Below are 19,130 nucleotides of genomic sequence, written 5' to 3' on the forward strand. Positions count from 1 at the left end.
ATTTTTATACATATTGTATAGGACTTATTTTTTCACCCGCCAGATCAAAATAAGTCCCACCAACGATGAAAAGCTGATAATGAATTAACATCGGCATGCAAGTTCATATCCATTATAGCGAATCGTCTTTTTCGTCATAGTTAAAGCCCTCTTTGTTTGAACGTACAATCAATATAATCAAGATTTTTCAAGCTGTGAAATAACAAAGATCGCAATGAAAATCTAATTATCTGCTAGGGATTTTAAATATATAAAGCTTTAAAAATAAAAAAGCTCCCTATAAGGGAGCTTTTAATCATTCACTCAGCTTAAGCTGAAAATGGATGACGTAAAATAATTGTTTCCGCACGATCAGGACCAGTTGAAATAATATCAATTGGACATTCGATCAACTGCTCAAGGCGTTTGACATATGCCAAAGCGTTTGCAGGAAGTTGATCAACCTGAGTTAAACCTACTGTAGATTCGCTCCAACCTGGCATAGTTTCATAGATAGGCTTCAAGCTTTCAAATGAAATCGCGTCAGAAGAACCTGCACAGCCTGAATCAACATCTTCATAGCCTACACAGATTTTAATTTCTTCTAAGCCATCAAGTACATCTAGCTTAGTTAAGCAAATACCAGATAAAGAGTTCACTTCAACAGAACGGCGAAGAATTTCGGCATCAAACCAACCACAACGACGTTGACGTCCAGTAGAAGCACCAAACTCATGCCCCACTGTACCTAAATGACGACCAATTGCATCACCTGTATCTGTTGCTGCATCATAGTGCAACTCTGTAGGGAATGGACCTGCACCTACACGTGTTGTGTATGCTTTAGTAATCCCGAGTACATAATCTAAATGTAATGGACCCATACCCGAACCAGAACTCACACCACCAGCAGTTGTGTTCGAACTAGTTACATAAGGATAAGTACCATGATCGATATCAAGTAATGAACCTTGTGCACCTTCGAACATGATTGCTTTGCCTTCTTTACGATAATCATGTAACACTTTAGTTACATCGATCACTAATGGCGCAAGAACCTCACGCCATTCATTACAAAGTGCAATCACATCTTCAAACTTAACTTCTTCAACACCATAGAATTGAGAAAGTTGGAAGTTGTGAAGCTCAAGCATTTCCTTGAGTTTTTCTTCAAGTACTGCACCACCACGAACAAGATCAGCTACGCGTACAGCACGACGAGCAACTTTATCTTCATAAGCAGGGCCAATACCACGACCAGTCGTACCAATCTTAGCATTGCCACGCTTTTTCTCACGTGCTTGGTCAAGTGCAATATGATTTGGCAAAATCAATGGGCAGTTTGGAGAAATACGAAGACGCTCTTTAACAGGTACGCCTTCAGCTTCCAAAATCGCCATTTCTTTGATTAATGCTTCAGGTGAAAGCACAACACCATTACCAATTAAGCACAATACGTTTTCACGTAAAATACCAGATGGAATGAGGTGTAATACAGTCTTTTTACCACCGACCACTAGAGTATGACCCGCGTTATGTCCACCTTGATAGCGAACTACCGCAGCCGCTTGGTCTGTGAGCAGGTCGACGATTTTACCTTTACCTTCGTCGCCCCATTGGGTACCAAGTACCACAACATTTTTGCCCATAATAGCCTCATTACATCATGCTGTTAAAATTGGAAACTAAGTCAAAACTTAGCAATTAAATTTTTTCAATTACCCATTGCCCATTCTGTGACACCATTTGATGCGTCGCATAAGGAACAGAGTTTAAATCATCTTTACCTAACAGTTGCACTACACGCATACCTTGATGACGTGCATCTGCAATTGCTTTCAATAAATTTTGATCATTTCCACGAGGAGCTACTATCGTTTCAATTTCAGTAAACTGAGTAGATCCTAATGCATATAAATCACAGCTAAAACCAGTCGCTGGACGTGAACGACCAAAGTGTTCACCAATTCCGTCATAACGACCACCTTGAGCTAGTGGTGCTGCGCGATTTGGCGCGTAAATGGCGTACATTAAACCAGTATGATAGTGATAACTACGAAGCTCAATCACATCAATACCGATGTTTAAATTCGACCATTTAGATTGAATTTGTGTAAATGTGCTTTCTAAAGCCTCAAATGCAGCTTTGAAGTCAGCGTCATTTAAAATATCTTGGCTAAGATTCGCTTTTAATGCACCCAAATCACTTGCGTAACGACCTAATGCATAAAAATCAGAGCCCATTGGTAAGTCTTGGGTAAAATCAGCTAATTCTGGTAAAGCTTTACGCTGATAAAGATCAGAAAGTTGATTCTCTGTATTTTTATTTAAACCAGCACGCTTAACTAAGCTACGGAATAAACCTACATGACCTAAGTCTAAATGAGCGCCTTCTAAAGTATGCGCTTGTTCAATTAAACCCAACATCACATCAATCATTTCAACATCAGCTTCGATGCTATCATGACCATATAGCTCAGCACCCAACTGTAAAGGCGCACGCGTTGCATTGAAATTCTGTGGTTTAGTATGAAGGACTGTGCCTGCGTAGCAATAACGAGCGACGCCTTCAATTGGTCGTACATGTGCATCAATACGCGCTACTTGAGGTGTCATATCAGCACGAACACCTAACAAGCGACCAGAAAGTTGATCTATAACTTTGAAAGTAACTAAATCTAAATCTTGATTTGATTCTGAAAGTGAAGACAACGATTCGATGTATTCAATAAATGGCGTATACACCAATTGATAACCTCGAACTGCGAGGAAATCTAGAGCTTCTCGGCGCAATGTTTCGACAACTTGCGCTTGTTCGGGTAATACATCTGCCACCCCGTCAGGGAGCAACCATGTCTCTGAAATGGTCATGTTCCAAACCTAAAATCTGTTTAACGTGGAGGCATCCACATAAAAAGCAACCACATAAAAAAATCGGGTGAATGCCCGATTCAGCGTAGTGTAGCATGAAGATTTATGTGATGCACCTTCGAATTTGAATAATTCTTTACCATTTAACTAGCAAACCACCAACTTGTTATTTTAAATTTAACAAATAGATTCAATATATTAAGATCACTCATCAATACAAACAACACTTATGTTTCATGAAAAGAAGTGCCCAGCATCTATACTATTGAACTGTTCTCGATTGGTGAGATATTACTTTTTGATGGCGAATGTTACTTAAACAATTAAAGCAAAATATGCTTATAGTATTTTTCCAAATAAGAAACTGCTTGACTAAGTAGTAGATTTATAAAACAACTCAAATAAACAAATGAACTTAGCTTTTGCCTTTTGTGCCCTTTACCACGATTTCTAGAACCCCCACCAATTCAGCATTCTGCTTTTCTAAAGCAGCAACATTCGCAATCGTCTTATCTAATACTTCTTGTTGGACATGCATTTTTTTTGCCATATCTTGCATAATTTCAAGACCTTTTTTGAGGTGCAGCTCTAAATGCAAGACTTTTTCCTCTAGCCTAACGATATCTTTTGCAGCATCAGTAGGTTGATTACTTTTAAACAAGAACCAAAACAAAAATAAAACTGCCAATAGCAATAATCCAATAAATCCCCAAACCATCATTAAGCCCATTACATTCCCCAATAAATTGTTTTTTATTATTTAAATATTAAAAAGATTCACACAAATCTAATAAGCGATTCGCATAACCCCACTCATTATCATACCATGCAAAAACTTTTGCTTGATGCCCCACGACCATCGTTTGCGTCAGGTCAACAATTAATGAATATGGCGAATGATTAAAATCGCTTGATACCAAATCTTCATCGGTCACTTGCATAATTTGAGCATAGTCAAACTTAGCAGCTTTACTTAGAACTTCATTAATTTTATGAACTGTGATCGGTGAATGTGAAACAAATGAAAGATCTATCGCTGCAACATTGATAGTAGGTACACGAATAGAGTACCCATCTATACGACCATCCATTTTTGGCATCACGCGTTTTAATGCGCCCAATGCACTTGAAGTGGTAGGAATAATATTTTGTCCAGACGCTCTGGCTCTTCGTAAATCACGATGAGCATGATCCAAAACTGATTGATCTGCAGTCACTGCATGGATCTCGGTCATGAGAGCAGTATCAATGCCAAAAGCGTCATCAATAATCTTGACTAAAGGCACTAAGGCCTGTGTCGTACAAGAAACGCTAGAAATAATTTGATCAGTAGGTTTGACATCAGCATGGTTAACACCATAGACGATAGCTGCATCAACAGAATCAAATGGTGCTGCACCAATAATTACTCGCTTTGCTCCTGCATCTATATGACGTGTTGCATCAGCTCTCGATCGAAATAAACCTGTACATTCGAGCACAACATCTACAACTAAACCAGCCCAAGGTAATAGTTCAGGCTGCGCTTGTTTAAATACTTGCAGCCTTAGTTGTCTTTGATTTGAATGAATATTTAAAAAAATTTGTTCGTTCTCAATCTCAATATCGACTTGACCAGCAAAACGACCATGCGTTGTGTCATATTTAAAGAGATGAACTAATGTTTGAACATCAGCAATATCATTAATCGCTACAATATCAAATTGAAATTGCTTAGGGCTTTCAAACCATGCTCGTAATACATTTCGACCAATTCGACCAAATCCATTGATAGCGACACGTTGCATGCAAAGCCCTTATATTCATCAAAACATCATATTTTCTTGCTATATGGTAAAACATGATCAGCCTTGTTGAATATAGATTTTTAGCTGAAACACAGTTTTATATGATATTGCTTGCAAAATCGTTGGTCGGGCACACATTTTCCGTTATAATTTAGCACTTTTAAAATCTACGCCATGTAAATGCGCTTTGTTTGCAAAAATTCAAAAACAACTCGCCTATTTTACATATAGCCAAATTCAAAATTATGGAGTGTCTTGGTTGTGAGTACTCGTTTTATGACATCAGCTGAAATTCGTGAAGCATTTTTGCGTTACTTTGAATCGCAAGGGCATACACGTGTCGCTTCGAGTTCACTCGTTCCCGCCAACGACCCTACTTTATTATTCACAAATGCTGGTATGAACCAGTTTAAAGATTGTTTTCTTGGGTTAGAAAAGCGTGACTATGTACGTGCTGTTTCTTCTCAAAAATGTGTGCGTGCAGGTGGTAAACATAATGACCTAGACAATGTAGGTTACACAGCACGTCACCATACTTTCTTTGAAATGTTAGGTAACTTCTCATTTGGTGATTACTTCAAACGTGATGCATTAAAATTTGCTTGGGATTTTTTAACGAACGAGCAATGGCTAGCATTACCTAAAGATCGTTTATATGTCACTGTTTACCATACTGATGATGAAGCATTTGATATTTGGAACAAAGAAATTGGTTTAGATGCAAGCCGTATCATTCGTATCGGTGACAACAAAGGTGGTCAGTACGCATCAGATAATTTCTGGGCTATGGGTGATACTGGTCCGTGTGGTCCTTGTTCTGAAATTTTCTATGATCATGGTGATCACATTTGGGGTGGATTACCTGGTTCTCCAGAAGAAGATGGCGATCGCTTTATCGAGATCTGGAACAACGTATTTATGCAGTTCAATCGTACTGCTGATGGTGTGATGCATCCTCTCCCAGCTCCATCTGTAGACACAGGTATGGGCTTGGAACGTATTTCTGCTGTTCTACAACATGTTAATTCCAACTACGAAATCGACTTGTTCCAACATTTATTAAAAGCTGCTGCAAATATCATCGGCATTCAAGATGAGGGACAACCATCATTACGTGTACTGGCTGACCATGCTCGTTCTTGCTGCTTCTTGATTGCTGATGGCGTAAACCCATCAAATGAAGGTCGTGGTTATGTTCTACGTCGTATTATCCGTCGTGCAGTACGTCATGGTAATAAGCTAGGCGCTACAGGTACATTCTTCTACAAGATGCTACAACCATTAGTCGAAGTTATGGGTGAAGCTTATCCAGAGCTTGCATCACGAAAAGATGTGATTGAAGCGACTTTACTACGTGAAGAAGAACAATTTGCAAAAACACTTGAGCAAGGTTTGAAGCTTTTAGAAGCTGAGCTTGCACAGTTGAAAGATACTGTGATTCCAGGTGCAACTGTATTTAAACTTTACGACACTTATGGCTTCCCAACTGACTTAACTGCTGATATTGCACGTGAACGTGGTTTTACCATCGACGAAGCTGGCTTTGAAGTTGAAATGGCTGCACAACGTCAACGTGCACGTGACGCAGGTAAATTCGCAGTTGACTACAATAGTATTGTCAAAGTCGAAGGTGAAACTCAATTTGATGGCTACGATGCAACTCAAGGTCAAGGTCAAATCGTTGCAATCTACAAAGACGGTACTCAAGTTGATGAAATCAATGAGGGCGATGAAGCGCTTATCGTTTTAAACCAAACACCTTTCTATGCAGAAAGCGGTGGTCAAATCGGCGATACAGGTATATTCAAAAACGATACAGGTATTTTCGAAGTACAAGATACTAAGAAATCTGGTGGTGCTTTTGTGCATCAAGGTATCGTGACGATGGGTAGCTTAAAAGCAACTCAAAATGTTGAAGCAACAGTTAAAGCAGATATTCGTGCTGCAACAGCGCGTAATCACTCTGCCACTCACCTTCTACATGCAGCTTTACGTCAAATCTTAGGTGATCATGTTCAGCAAAAAGGCTCATTGGTTGCTAGCGATATTTTACGTTTCGATTTTGCTAACGACCAGCCAGTGACATTTGAACAGCTTCAACAAATCGAACGTCTAGTGAATGCTGAAGTTATTGCAAACACTCCTGTGACAACTGAATTGCTTGACATCGAGTCTGCTAAAGCCAAAGGTGCGATGATGCTGTTTGGTGAGAAGTATGGCGAAGAAGTTCGCGTTCTGTCGATGGGTTCAATTATCGAAGAGAAAAACTTCTCAATCGAACTTTGCGGTGGTATCCACGTTAAACGTACAGGTGATATCGGCTTATTCAAGATCACTTCTGAAGGTGGTGTAGCAGCTGGCGTTCGTCGTATTGAAGCTGTAACAGGAACTAAAGCTTTAGAAGCCGTTCAAAAAGCTGACAACGATATCCAAACAATTAATGGTTTATTGAAAGCTCAGAAAGACCAAACTGTAGAAAAAGTTGAAGCAATTGTTGAGACTACATCAAGTTTGCAAAAACAAATTGAACAGCTAAATCAAAAATTAGCAAGTTTCCAAGCTGCTGATTTATTAGACCAAGTTAAAGAAATCGCTGGTCGTCAAACGTTAATCACAACCGTAAAAGGTTTAGATGCAAAGTCATTACGCAATTTGCATGACAGCGTAAAATCAAAATTGGAAGATGCAGTCATTATTTTAGCTGGCGTTGAAGGCGATAAAGTGAGTTTAATCGCGTCCGTCGCTAAACAATATGCTGCAAATCTAAAAGCGGGTGACATCATCAAACACTTGGCTCAAGAGCTAGGTGGTAAAGGTGGTGGTAAACCTGACTTAGCACAAGGTGGCGCGCCACTAAACGAGAAGTTTGATCAAGTTTTTGCAGCATTGCCTGCTTGGCTTGAGCAATAAGAACTTCACTTTTGTGTAACTGACCCTGATGCCTCTCAGGGTCATGGCTTATATGGAACAACTATGGCATTAATCGTTCAAAAATATGGCGGTACTTCTATGGGTACTCCTGAGCGCATTTTAAATGTTGCTCGTCGTGTCAAGCGCTGGCATGATCACGGTCACAAAGTGGTCGTTGTTGTGTCTGCAATGAGTGGTGAAACGAACCGCTTACTTGCGCTTGCAAAAGCCATTACCAACACCCCTGACCCACGTGAATTAGATCAAATGGTGTCAACGGGTGAACAAGTAACGATTTCCATGTTAGCTATGGCACTGAATTCAATTGGTGTAGAAGCTAAGTCATATACTGGTCGTCAAGTTGGTATCAAAACGGACAGTGCTTTTACCAAAGCGCGTATTGAATCTATTGATACTGATGTCATGACCAAAGATTTAGATGCAGGTCGTGTTCTCGTTGTTGCAGGTTTCCAAGGCTTTGATGCCGAAGGAAATACCACAACTTTAGGTCGTGGTGGTTCTGATACCTCTGGTGTTGCAATTGCAGCTGCATTAAAAGCTGATGAATGTCAGATTTACACTGATGTTGATGGCGTTTATACAACTGATCCACGTGTCGCACCTAAAGCGAAAAAGGTTGATCGTATTTCTTTTGAAGAAATGCTAGAAATGGCATCTTTGGGTTCAAAAGTTTTACAAATTCGCTCTGTTGAATTCGCAGGTAAATATCAAGTTCCATTACGTGTATTATCAAGTTTTGATAATGACGATGACGGCGCATTCGATGAAGAATTCAAACAAAATGTAGGCACACTAATTACGACTGAGGCTGAAGACGATATGGAACAACCAATCATCGCAGGTATTGCATTTAACCGTGACGAAGCAAAATTAACGATCTTAGGTGTTCCTGATGAACCAGGTATTGCATCTAAAATCTTGTCACCTATCAGCAATGCCAACATCGAAGTGGATATGATTATCCAAAACGTTGAAGAAGATGGTACAACTGATTTCACATTCACTGTAAATCGCAATGATTTAGCAAAAGCTAAGGCGATTTTAGAGCAAACAGCAAGCAGCATTGAAGGATGTGAAGTTGTTACTCGTGATGATATCGTTAAAGTATCAATCGTAGGTGTGGGTATGCGTTCACATGCAGGTGTTGCAAGCAAAATGTTTACTGCATTAGCTGATGAAAGCATTAATATTTTGATGATTTCAACATCAGAAATCAAAATTTCTGTACTTATCGAAGAAAACTATTTAGAACTTGCCGTACGTTGTTTACACACAGCTTTTGGTCTAGATCGTGAACACGGCGAAAGCAGTGCACGTGCTTAATTAATAGCTTGTTAAACATATTTACTTTCAAGTAAATAGCAAAAAAAACAGAGCCACTATAGTTTTTACTACAGTGGCTCTGTTATATTAACCTTAGAGGTTTTTCAGTGATTCTCAACAGAACGTACGAAAAATAATGTTTTTTACATATTTCTGTTGGAATTTTCTGTATATTAAGGCTGTGCTTTCGAACAATGAATTCCCTGTCGCAAGTTTAAGCGTTTAGCAAGGAGATAAACATGCTGATTCTGACCCGTCGTGTCGGAGAAACATTAATGATTGGGGATCAAGTCAGTGTTACTGTGCTTGGCGTAAAAGGCAATCAGGTGCGTATTGGTGTTAATGCTCCAAAAGAAGTTTCTGTGCATCGTGAGGAAATTTACCAACGTATCCAACATGAACGTGCCATGCATGAGCATTTACAACATCTTGATCAGGATTATCAACTTTCGTATGAAGAAGATAATAGCGATTTTCCGCGACATAATAACTTTAATCGTTAATTTTCAGAATTCTCCCCACATAATTAAAGCGACACAAGATGGTCGCTTTAATTGTATTTAAAACCTCAATTTATAAGAAATTATAAACCTAAAGCTTTTTTTACAGGCGCGTAACTACGACGATGTTGATCAATTACGCCGTGTGCTGCAATAGCTTCAAAATGCGCTTTTGTAGGATAACCTTTGTGCTTTGCGAACCCATAATCAGGATATAATTCATCTAAGGTCTTCATTTGATGATCACGTGTAACTTTAGCTAAAATACTGGCTGCACTAATCTCAGCATGAGTCGCATCACCTCCCACAATTGCTTCACATGCAATCTCAATCCCTTTTGGAATTTGATTACCATCTACAATTACTTTGTGTGGCGTGGTTTTTAAATTTTCGACCGCACGGCGCATTGCAAGAAATGTGGCTTGCAGAATATTCATTTCATCAATTTCAGTATGTGTAGCTTCAGCAATTGACCAAGCTAATGCCTTTTCTTTAATCTCTATAAACAACTTTTCGCGTTTCTTTTCAGTTAATTTCTTAGAATCATTTAATCCTTCGATTGGATTATTAGGATCTAGGATCACCGCAGCTGCAACAACTGAACCCACTAGAGGACCGCGCCCTGCTTCATCTACACCAGCAACAAACATAATTTACTCGCAAAAAATTGGCTGCATTTTAGCAGCCAATCAAAGTCAATTGAATACAGAACTATTTTACCACTTCTGATACGCAAGCATTCATAGTTTTAGCTACTGCTACACCTGTTAAAGTTGTTCGCGCTTTAGAATCCACTGCAGCAAGTGCCAATTCTGAAGGTGATAAAACAGTAGGTGCATTTTTGCCAACGCATTTACAAATTTGGGTTTTCTTCTCTTTCTTCTGGGTCTTTGTCATTAATTTACTTGCAATTTTCCAAGCTGCAAAATCATCAATATCATGATTACACTTAGTCTGTGCAGCAAACTGAATTGCAGATGTTCCTAATTTTAAATTACTTTGCTCGCCACTTTGCACAGTAGTACAAGCCGCCAAAGCAAAGACCATTGAAATTGCCAAAACAAATTTATTTTTATACATGTAATTACCATTTTAGTTGAATAATATCATGATTAATTTAAGGTTTTAAGCATCTGAAAACGATCTAAAATTACAAGAAAATATAAAATTATTTTGCTAAGAAACAAAGCTGAAAATCATTCAGCTTTGCTTATATATCTTACTTTTATTTCTTCAATGCTTCAGACACGCAGGCATTAACAGTTTCAGCAACCACTTGATTGACAATTGTTGCTCTTGCAGTTGGATCAATTGCAGCTGTAGCCAACTCTAAAGTCGTTACACTATTGGGCGCTTTTTCACTTACACACCCACAAACATCCATCTGAATATTTTCACGCTGTTCAGTGGTCATCAAACGTGTTGCTGTTTTCCATGCAGGTAATGTATTGATTTCACTCATGCATTTAGCATTAACCGCAACCTTTAATGCCGTTACACCTAACTGTTGAGATGTAGATGGGGTTGTAGAAGTATTTGTATTTGGTGCAACACATCCATTTAAAACAAATAATACCGGCAGAACCAACAATAATTTTTTCACAACTTTTAACCTTATAGCGACTTAATTGCAGGCGTATTTTGCACAAAGCTTTTTATTAAGCAATTGACCGTGCAGACTTATTACATATTTAAACATATCGATTTCGATTAATAATCGTTGCAAGGACAAGACGCTCTGTTACATATACACCGTATGAGGAATAAATAACGCTATTTAAAATCTACAAAATCATATCACAGCTAGGATGTTGCGATGTCAACCTCAGCACAGTACTACACTCGCACAGCACAAGTATTACATTGGCTCATGGCCGTTATTTTTATCGTTGCATGGCTTATTGGATTTTACAGTGGAAATTTTTTAAGTTATGAAGTTGATGGAACGTTTAAAGGCACTGTTATTACACTTCATAAGAATATTGCAACAACCATTATTTTTTTAGTCGTTATAAGAATTTTTTGGCGTTATACGCATCCAGCTCCACAACTACCAAATACCATGTCACCAATGATGAAAACCTTGGCACATATTGGTCATTTTCTATTATATTTAATGTTATTAGCTCTACCAATTACAGGCTGTTTATTTAGTTGGAGCGCTGGTCATCCTGCCCCTGTTTTATACTTATTTGAAATTCCCCGTCTAGTTCAAGACAATCCAGATTTATTAGCAATCGTTAAACCCCTACACATTTATATATCGTGGTTTGCGGGCTTACTCATTGCAGGTCATATTCTCGCAGCGATTAAACATCATCTCATCGACAAAGATAATGTATTGCTCAGCATGCTAAGACAACCCAAATAAAAATTGATATAAAAAAACCGCTTATCGCGGTTTTTTTATGCATTAGATTTTTCTAACTTCGGTAATCCATTTCTGCTTATCATCATCAGAAATAAACGAAGCTTCAAAAGAGTTAATCGCAAGCTGCTTTAATTCTTCATTTGATAACTTCAAAGCTTGTTGAATCGCAATAAAATTATCATTCATGTATCCACCGAAATATGAAGGATCATCCGAGTTTACAGTGACATGCACACCTTTTTGTAGCAAACGACGAATGTTATGCTCAGCCATATCTTTCACGACACAGAGCTTTAAGTTACTTAACGGGCACACTGTTAATGGCATTTTCTCTGCAATCAGGCGCGTCATCAGTTGCTCGTCTTCTTCTGAACGAACACCATGATCAATACGATTCACCTTAAGTAAATCTAAAGCTTCCCATATATACTCAGGAGGACCTTCTTCTCCAGCATGTGCGACGATCAAGAAACCAGCTTCGCGTGCTTTGGCAAAAACACGTTCAAATTTTGATGGTGGGTGCCCGACTTCACTCGAATCCAAACCTATCGCAATAATGTCATCTTTGAATGGCAAGGCTTGTTCTAACGTTTCAAACGCTTTTTCTTCACTTAAATGGCGTAAGAAACACATAATCAATTGAGAGCTAATACCCAACTTTTCTTTTGCATCGGTGCATGCACGCTTTAAACCATTTAAAACGGTAACAAACTTAACACCACGCTCAGTGTGTGTTTGTGGATCAAAGAACATTTCTGTATGTACCACTCGATCTTCTGCGCATTTTTCAAAGTATGCCCAAGCCAAATCGTAGAAGTCTTGCTCATGCACTAACACATTGGCGCCAGCATAATAAATATCTAAAAACGATTGAAGGTTATGAAAGTTATAAGCCTGTTTCACTTCTTCAACAGATTGATAAGGAATCTGAATCTGATTACGCTGTGCAATAGCGAACATCAACTCTGGCTCAAATGTCCCTTCAATATGCACATGTAATTCGGCTTTGGGCAAAGCGCGAATCAGCTCGATTTGATCCATATAAACTCCACGTCTAAATAAAAAAGGGTGCTGCCTAACACGGTACACCCTTTTAAGGTTTTATCACTTAGTTTTAAGTGGCTTAGCCACCAAATGCAACAAATTTAAATACCCAAAGTGCAGCAATAATCCACACCATATAAGGTACTGTTTTTGCCTTACCCGTAAACAGCTTAACCAATGCATAACTAATGAAACCCATTGCAATACCATCGGCAATTGAATAGGTAAATGGCATAAATACGATCGTTAAAAATGCAGGTACAGCTTCAGTAATATCATCCCAATCAATGTGCGTAATTCCTTGAATCATTAACACACCGATAAATAATAGTGCTGGTGCAGTTGCAAAACCTGGTACGGATTGTGCCAAAGGAGCCAAGAATAAGCAGCCGATGAAAAGTAAAGCAACCACAACCGCAGTTAAACCTGTGCGACCACCAGCTGCTACACCAGAAGCTGATTCAATATACGGGGTGGTAGATGATGTACCCAATGCAGCTCCCGCTACAATTGCAGTTGAGTCAGCAAATAGGGCTTTCTTTAATCGTGGTAATTTACCATCTTGAAGCAACCCGGCACGATGTGAAACACCAACCAAAGTCCCGGTACTATCAAACAAGTCAACGATAAAGAATACAAAAATAACCCCGACCATACTTGCAGTAAATAGACCTTCAAAATCCATTTGCATAAAAGTAGGTGCGATTGATGGGATATGTCCTACAACACCTTTGAATTCATTCAACCCCAGAACAGTCGCTATTGCAGTGACAACTAAAATACTGATGATGATTGCACCACGAACTTTTAATTGATGCAAAACAACAATCATTAAAAATCCGAATAATGCTAACAATACTGTTGGCTGTTTAATATCACCCAATCCAACCAATGTCGCTGGATTATCTACAATAATTCCTGCATTTTTAAGCGCAATCAATGCAAGGAAAAGACCAATTCCCCCACCAATCGCAAACTTTAAAGACATCGGAATTGCATTGACGATTGCCTCACGAATTTTAAAGAAACTGATAGCAAGGAAAACAAGACCTGAGACAAATACCGCTGCTAGAGCAGTTTGCCAAGGCACCCCCATGCCCAAACACACAGAATAGGTAAAATATGCATTTAAACCCATACCTGGTGCGAGTGCGATCGGATAATTCGCCACAATCCCCATGACCAAACACCCGATTGCAGCAGCCAAACAGGTTGCAACAAACACAGCACCATGATCCATTCCGGTTTCAGAAAGAATGAGTGGATTTACAATGATGATGTAACACATGGTCAAAAATGTGGTTACACCTGCTAGAACTTCTGTTCTAAAGTTGGTTTTGTTATCACTTAATTTAAATAAGCGTTCTAACAGTCCAACTGAAGCATTAGGCGTTGTCATATAGCACCTGTTAAAATCTAAGATCGTAGAATATGAAATCTATACGCTTGTGTTTCAAATAATTTTTTGAATGTACACAAAATGGTATACAAGGCTAAAAGCAATCTACATGCCAGTTTCACGCTTGCTATACAGAGGAGATGTATAAATTTGGTTCCGATTTCAAAATGTAAAAAGCCGCATAACAAGATGCAGCTTTTTTATTTAATGGTAAATATTTTAACAGATTCTAATAAAAACTTGGACACAACCCGATAAAAAAAGCTATGAACCGTACCGGGTTTGTCGGAGACTTTTTTATTTAAGTTAGGCCACCTGACCTAACGGGTTAATCTTATCATAGTACATTGCTTCAAACTCAAAAGGTGATACATAACCCAGTGCACTGTGTACACGCTCTTTATTGAACCAATCTACCCAGTTTAGTGTCGCAAGTTGTACATCCGCTAAACCTTGCCAATCCGCTTTTAAATATTCAATCACCTCTGTTTTGTATAAGCCATTCACCGTTTCAGCCAAAGCATTATCGTATGAATCACCGGTCGTACCGACTGATGCTCGTAAATTTGCTGCTTCTAAACGATTGGTATAACGAATGGAAAGATATTGCACGCCTCTGTCACTATGATGAATCACGTTCTTTGGCATGCCTCGATCATGCAATGCTTGCTCCAGTGCATCGAGCACCATATCTGTATTCATACGTGTTGATACTTTCCATCCAACAATTGCTCGCGAGAACACATCAATAATAAAGGCGGTATAGACCCAGCCTGAATGAGTTTGAATATACGTGAAGTCAGCGACCCACAGCTGGTCAGGATGATCTGCATTAAAATTGCGTTTTACTAAGTCATCTGCTCGTTTTTGATCATCTCGGCTACGGGTGGTTTGTTTATTCTTACCACGCCAAACACCTTGTATACCTAGCTTCTGCATCAATCGAGCAACTGTACAACGTGCGATAACATAACCTTCACGTTTCAATTGTTGCCAGACCTTACGCACACCATATCGACCTAAACTTTCTTTCCAAATACGTTTGATTTGCTCTGCATGATGTAAATCATGCAGAGCACGTTTCGCTCGATGTTCTGGGTTATCAACGAGATCTAAAGCCCGATAATAGGTCGAAGCTGCAATCGGTAAAATTCTACAAATCGCTTCAACACCATATCGATCTTTATTGTTCTGGATAAAATCCACCATTATTTGTGTGGGCGGTCGAGCTCCGCCTGGGCGAAAAAAGCGGCTGCTTTACGTAGAATTTCGTTAGCACGTTGCAGTTCTTTATTTTCACGTTCGAGTTGTTTAATACGTTCTTGATCTGAAAGTTGCTGTACTTTAATTGGGTTTTGTTTATCTAAATATTTTTGATACCAAACACGTAGAGTTTCAGGAGTACAACCTATCTTGGGAGCAATAGCGGTGATTGCAGCCCAAGTAGAAGGATAATCTTTTTCAGATTCAATCAATAATTGAACCGCTCTATCTCTGATTTCAGGGGTGTATTTTACTTTTTTCATCGGGACATTCTCTCAAGAAAAGTGGTCTCCGACAAACCCGGTACGGTTCACTATGAACCTGTGACATTTAACCTGAGAACTTAATTATTCGCTTCGGTAGGTCGCTAATCGAGAATGCTTCAGATAATTTGGATTGTGTTGAATCGAATTTAGGCTATGTTCTGCATCGTTCACAATCTTTATCAGCTCTTGTCTTTTTTTGTTCTGCGAATCAACATAAACCGCATAACCCAAAATAAAAACAGAACAGAGAATAAGTATTGAAAGTACTATCTTCATTATTATTATCTCTAATGTATGCTTTTCTTAAATACTAACAAATGTGTACAAAAATGTTATCAATTAACACTTTTAAATCAAAAACAAATGTAATGTCACAATAATTTTTTCCGATAAAAGCTGAATTTGAACATTTTTTACACACTTAAATACTAGAATAATAAAGTATTTTAATCAACAACTTTTGCATAAATTCAATTAGATAATTTTAATATTTTACCAATTGATTAATTAATATTTATTAAATCAGTAATAATTTAAGCTTAAAAAGTACCTTTATCGCTTAAAGGTTCTATTTGATATTGCTAAAAATCGCTTTTAGAACTGATAGTTAACTCTTACTAAGAAGTTACGTGGTGTTCCAGGCATAGAGTCCGAACGCCAATATTCTTTGTTGGTTAAATTATTCACGGCAAGCGTAATATTCCAAGGATTTGCACTATAACCAATCGCAGCATCAAGTCTTGTAAAACCTTTTAAATCAGTGGATGTACTATTGAGATTACCATTTGGATGAACTTTTGTATCACCCACATATGTAGCACCTAGCTCAGTATAGATTTGATCTGTTGGCAGATATCGAATAAACAAATTTCCTGATGGATGGAAAACAGGGTCAATAAATTAGCTCGTCGTTTATTACCAAAAGCTTATGCGGAAATTGATACAAATACTCAATTTGATAGGAAAAATCTGCGTCTAGGTATCGAAGTTACTTTATAAAAATGATTAAACATTAAATTAAAACCGAACGCTTCGTTCTGTTTTAATTATTATTCGGAAATAAATCAATGCGGACTAGATTTTGATAAAAGGTTTAGAATCAACACACCACACATAATTAATGCTATGCCGATAATTCCCCATAGATCCAATTTTTGATCATAGAAAAACCAAGCAAAGGTCGTGATCAATACAATTCCTACCCCAGACCATATCGCATAAGCAATACCAACTGGAATTGTTTTCAGTGTCATAGATAAGCAATAAAATGCAATGATGTAACCTAAAATCACAACAATTGAAGCAAATGGCTTTGTAAACCCTTCGCTACTTTTCAGTGCAGATGTCGCAATCACTTCTGCTGTGATCGCTACAAATAAAAATATCCAACTTTTCATTTACCACACCTGCTCTATCCAAACAAACATTTCACATCTATTAATTCAATCATAAAAAAACACCCTTTAATAAAAAGGGTGTTTTCTAGTTCTAAGATCAAGAATCTATTAATAATATTTAAGCAGATTTCTTCGCCATATTATTTTTACGAATCGTAATCATCACCAACTGAACTGCTGCAGGAGTGACACCTGGGATACGGCTTGCTTGCGCTAAAGTTTCAGGGCGAACTGTTTTAAGCTTTTGAGTGATCTCGCGAGATAAACCTGAAACACCATCATATTCAAAGTCAGCTGGAATCTTCGTTTCTTCAAGGCGTTTCATCTGAGCAACATCATCATGTTGACGGTTGATATAACCTTCATATTTCACAGCAATTTCAATTTGCTCACCGACCTGTTCAGAAACCTCTGAGCCTGTAAGTTCAGCAATTTGACCAAAATTAATATTTGGACGTTTCAATAAATCAATCGCGCTGCACTCTTTGCTTAGGTCTGCACCAGTCATTTCAACAAACTTTTTACCCATCGGGTTATTCGGTGCTGCCCATAAGTGTTGTAAACGTGATGTCTCGCGCTCAACAGCTTCCATTTTTTCGCTATATGCAGCCCAACGTTCGTCATCAACTAAACCGAGTTCACGACCAATTGGAGTTAAACGTTGATCTGCATTATCTTCACGAAGCATCAAACGATATTCTGCACGTGAGGTAAACATACGATATGGTTCTTTAGTCCCTAATGTAATCAAGTCATCTACCAGTACGCCCATATATGCTTGATCACGTTTTGGTGTCCACTCTTCTTGTTCCCAAGCACGACGTGCTGCATTCAAACCAGCAAGTAAACCTTGAGCACCTGCTTCTTCATAACCAGTGGTACCATTAATCTGACCAGCAAAATACAAGTTTTGAATTGCTTTAGTTTCAAGCGTAAATTTCAATGCTTGCGGATTGAAATAGTCATATTCAATTGCATAACCTGGACGCAAGATATGAGCATTTTCCATACCGCGAATCGAACGTACAAGATTGAACTGAACGTCAAATGGCAATGAGGTTGAGATACCATTTGGATAAAGCTCATGCGTATCTAAACCTTCAGGCTCAAGAAACACCTGATGCGAATCTTTATCAGCAAAACGATGAATTTTATCTTCAATCGAAGGACAGTAACGAGGACCTACCCCTTCAATCACACCTGTATACATAGGTGAACGATCTAAACCACCACGAATAATCTCATGTGTTTTTTCACTGGTATGAGTGATGTAGCAGTTCACTTGTTCAGGGTGCATCGATACATCACCCATAAATGACATCACTGGAGATGGGAAATCACCCGGTTGTGGTGTCATCACAGAGAAATCAACGGTACGCGCGTCAATACGCGGTGGTGTACCCGTTTTTAAACGACCTACTGGAAGTTTTAACTCACGTAAACGATGCGCCAAAGCAATTGAAGGAGGATCACCTGCACGACCACCACTCGAATTTTGCAACCCGATATGAATGACACCACCTAAGAAAGTACCCGTGGTGAGTACAACGGTTTTGGTATCAAAACGAATACCCATTTGGGTCACAACACCTTTCACGGTATCGCCTTCAACAATTAAATCGTCAGCAGCTTGTTGGAAAATATCCAAATTCGCTTGGTTTTCTAAAGTATGACGAATCGCAGCTTTATAACGAACACGATCTGCTTGAGCACGCGTCGCACGCACAGCAGCACCTTTGCGCGAGTTTAAAATACGGAATTGAATACCGCCCTTATCAGCAGCAAGCGCCATTGCACCGCCAAGCGCATCTATCTCACGAACTAAGTGCGATTTACCAATACCACCAATCGCTGGGTTACAGCTCATCTGCCCCAAAGTCTCAATATTATGCGTCAACAATAATGTTTGTCTTCCCATACGAGCCGCCGCAAGCGCAGCTTCCGTACCAGCGTGACCGCCACCAATTACGATAACGTCGTAAACTTTAGGATAGTGCAT

17 protein-coding genes, 1 pseudogene and 1 other annotated feature are annotated in these 19,130 nt (G+C 38.8%); of the genes and pseudogenes, 4 read left to right on the forward strand and 14 right to left on the reverse strand.

Annotated features, from left to right (window positions below; all coding sequences use genetic code 11):
* Positions 1-308: 308 nt before the first annotated feature.
* The 4 genes from Q9Q86_RS07365 to Q9Q86_RS07380 all read right to left on the reverse strand — a co-directional run bounded on the left by Q9Q86_RS07365 (position 309) and on the right by Q9Q86_RS07380 (position 4,637).
* Complete coding sequence (locus Q9Q86_RS07365; protein WP_004912203.1) at positions 309-1,628, reverse strand: adenylosuccinate synthase; 1,320 nt, start codon at positions 1,626-1,628, stop codon at positions 309-311.
* Positions 1,629-1,683: 55 nt separating this feature from the next.
* Positions 1,684-2,850 (reverse strand): ATP phosphoribosyltransferase regulatory subunit, encoded by a 1,167-nt coding sequence (locus tag Q9Q86_RS07370; RefSeq protein ID WP_112987277.1) that lies wholly within the window; start codon positions 2,848-2,850, stop codon positions 1,684-1,686.
* Between the two features lie 415 nt (positions 2,851-3,265).
* Positions 3,266-3,580 (reverse strand): hypothetical protein, encoded by a 315-nt coding sequence (locus Q9Q86_RS07375; protein ID WP_112987278.1) that lies wholly within the window; start codon positions 3,578-3,580, stop codon positions 3,266-3,268.
* 37 nt (positions 3,581-3,617) lie between these two features.
* Positions 3,618-4,637 carry a type I glyceraldehyde-3-phosphate dehydrogenase gene (locus tag Q9Q86_RS07380; protein WP_004912211.1) on the reverse strand — a complete coding sequence of 340 codons (1,020 nt, stop codon included), beginning with the start codon at positions 4,635-4,637 and terminating at the stop codon, positions 3,618-3,620.
* A 261-nt stretch (positions 4,638-4,898) separates the two neighbouring features.
* Here Q9Q86_RS07380 and alaS point away from each other — a divergent pair, with 261 nt between their 5' ends.
* From alaS to csrA, 3 genes are all read left to right on the forward strand, one after another.
* The gene (gene alaS, locus Q9Q86_RS07385; RefSeq protein ID WP_171293848.1) at positions 4,899-7,547 is read left to right on the forward strand and encodes an alanine--tRNA ligase; all 2,649 of its coding nucleotides are present in this window, start codon (positions 4,899-4,901) and stop codon (positions 7,545-7,547) included.
* Between the two features lie 63 nt (positions 7,548-7,610).
* On the forward strand, positions 7,611-8,891 hold the full coding sequence (locus Q9Q86_RS07390; protein ID WP_004955120.1) for an aspartate kinase: 1,281 nt from the start codon (positions 7,611-7,613) through the stop codon (positions 8,889-8,891).
* A gap of 239 nt (positions 8,892-9,130) precedes the next feature.
* Positions 9,131-9,394 (forward strand): carbon storage regulator CsrA, encoded by a 264-nt coding sequence (gene csrA, locus Q9Q86_RS07395; protein ID WP_004912217.1) that lies wholly within the window; start codon positions 9,131-9,133, stop codon positions 9,392-9,394.
* An 80-nt stretch (positions 9,395-9,474) separates the two neighbouring features.
* Here csrA and rnhB read toward each other — a convergent pair whose 3' ends face one another.
* The 3 genes from rnhB to Q9Q86_RS07410 form a co-directional block, all read right to left on the reverse strand.
* Positions 9,475-10,041 (reverse strand): ribonuclease HII, encoded by a 567-nt coding sequence (gene rnhB, locus Q9Q86_RS07400; protein ID WP_004912218.1) that lies wholly within the window; start codon positions 10,039-10,041, stop codon positions 9,475-9,477.
* 61 nt (positions 10,042-10,102) lie between these two features.
* Positions 10,103-10,471: a hypothetical protein gene (locus Q9Q86_RS07405; RefSeq protein ID WP_112987280.1), complete on the reverse strand. Its 369-nt coding sequence runs from the start codon at positions 10,469-10,471 to the stop codon at positions 10,103-10,105.
* Positions 10,472-10,616: 145 nt separating this feature from the next.
* A complete protein-coding gene (locus tag Q9Q86_RS07410; RefSeq protein ID WP_112987281.1) occupies positions 10,617-10,994 on the reverse strand; it encodes a hypothetical protein in 378 nt (125 codons plus the stop codon).
* Positions 10,995-11,207: 213 nt separating this feature from the next.
* Here Q9Q86_RS07410 and Q9Q86_RS07415 point away from each other — a divergent pair, with 213 nt between their 5' ends.
* Positions 11,208-11,762: a cytochrome b gene (locus Q9Q86_RS07415; protein WP_004912224.1), complete on the forward strand. Its 555-nt coding sequence runs from the start codon at positions 11,208-11,210 to the stop codon at positions 11,760-11,762.
* Positions 11,763-11,804: 42 nt separating this feature from the next.
* Here Q9Q86_RS07415 and Q9Q86_RS07420 read toward each other — a convergent pair whose 3' ends face one another.
* The 7 genes and pseudogenes from Q9Q86_RS07420 to mnmG form a co-directional block, all read right to left on the reverse strand.
* A complete protein-coding gene (locus Q9Q86_RS07420; RefSeq protein ID WP_112987282.1) occupies positions 11,805-12,803 on the reverse strand; it encodes an adenosine deaminase in 999 nt (332 codons plus the stop codon).
* 82 nt (positions 12,804-12,885) lie between these two features.
* Positions 12,886-14,205: an NCS2 family permease gene (locus Q9Q86_RS07425; protein ID WP_004912229.1), complete on the reverse strand. Its 1,320-nt coding sequence runs from the start codon at positions 14,203-14,205 to the stop codon at positions 12,886-12,888.
* 306 nt (positions 14,206-14,511) lie between these two features.
* Positions 14,512-15,731, reverse strand: a protein-coding gene (locus Q9Q86_RS07430) for an IS3 family transposase (protein WP_100833221.1) whose coding sequence is annotated in 2 segments (ribosomal slippage) — positions 14,512-15,455 and positions 15,455-15,731 — 1,221 coding nt in all. Because the reading frame shifts where the segments join, the coding sequence is not laid out codon by codon here.
* Positions 15,340-15,456: a sequence feature (AL1L pseudoknot), on the reverse strand. (Overlaps the previous gene by 117 nt.)
* 84 nt (positions 15,732-15,815) lie before the next feature.
* Positions 15,816-16,010: a hypothetical protein gene (locus Q9Q86_RS07435; RefSeq protein WP_112986554.1), complete on the reverse strand. Its 195-nt coding sequence runs from the start codon at positions 16,008-16,010 to the stop codon at positions 15,816-15,818.
* A 318-nt stretch (positions 16,011-16,328) separates the two neighbouring features.
* A pseudogene (locus Q9Q86_RS07440) lies at positions 16,329-16,610 on the reverse strand (TonB-dependent siderophore receptor); the annotation flags it as partial.
* A gap of 188 nt (positions 16,611-16,798) precedes the next feature.
* Entirely contained in the window at positions 16,799-17,131 is a 333-nt protein-coding gene (locus tag Q9Q86_RS07445; protein WP_112986555.1) for a multidrug efflux SMR transporter, read from the reverse strand.
* Positions 17,132-17,249: 118 nt separating this feature from the next.
* Entirely contained in the window at positions 17,250-19,130 is a 1,881-nt protein-coding gene (gene mnmG / locus Q9Q86_RS07450) for a tRNA uridine-5-carboxymethylaminomethyl(34) synthesis enzyme MnmG (RefSeq protein WP_099948890.1), read from the reverse strand.

Origin of the sequence: Acinetobacter sp. A22 (genome assembly GCF_030913345.1) — a bacterium.
GTDB lineage: Bacteria > Pseudomonadota > Gammaproteobacteria > Pseudomonadales > Moraxellaceae > Acinetobacter > Acinetobacter junii.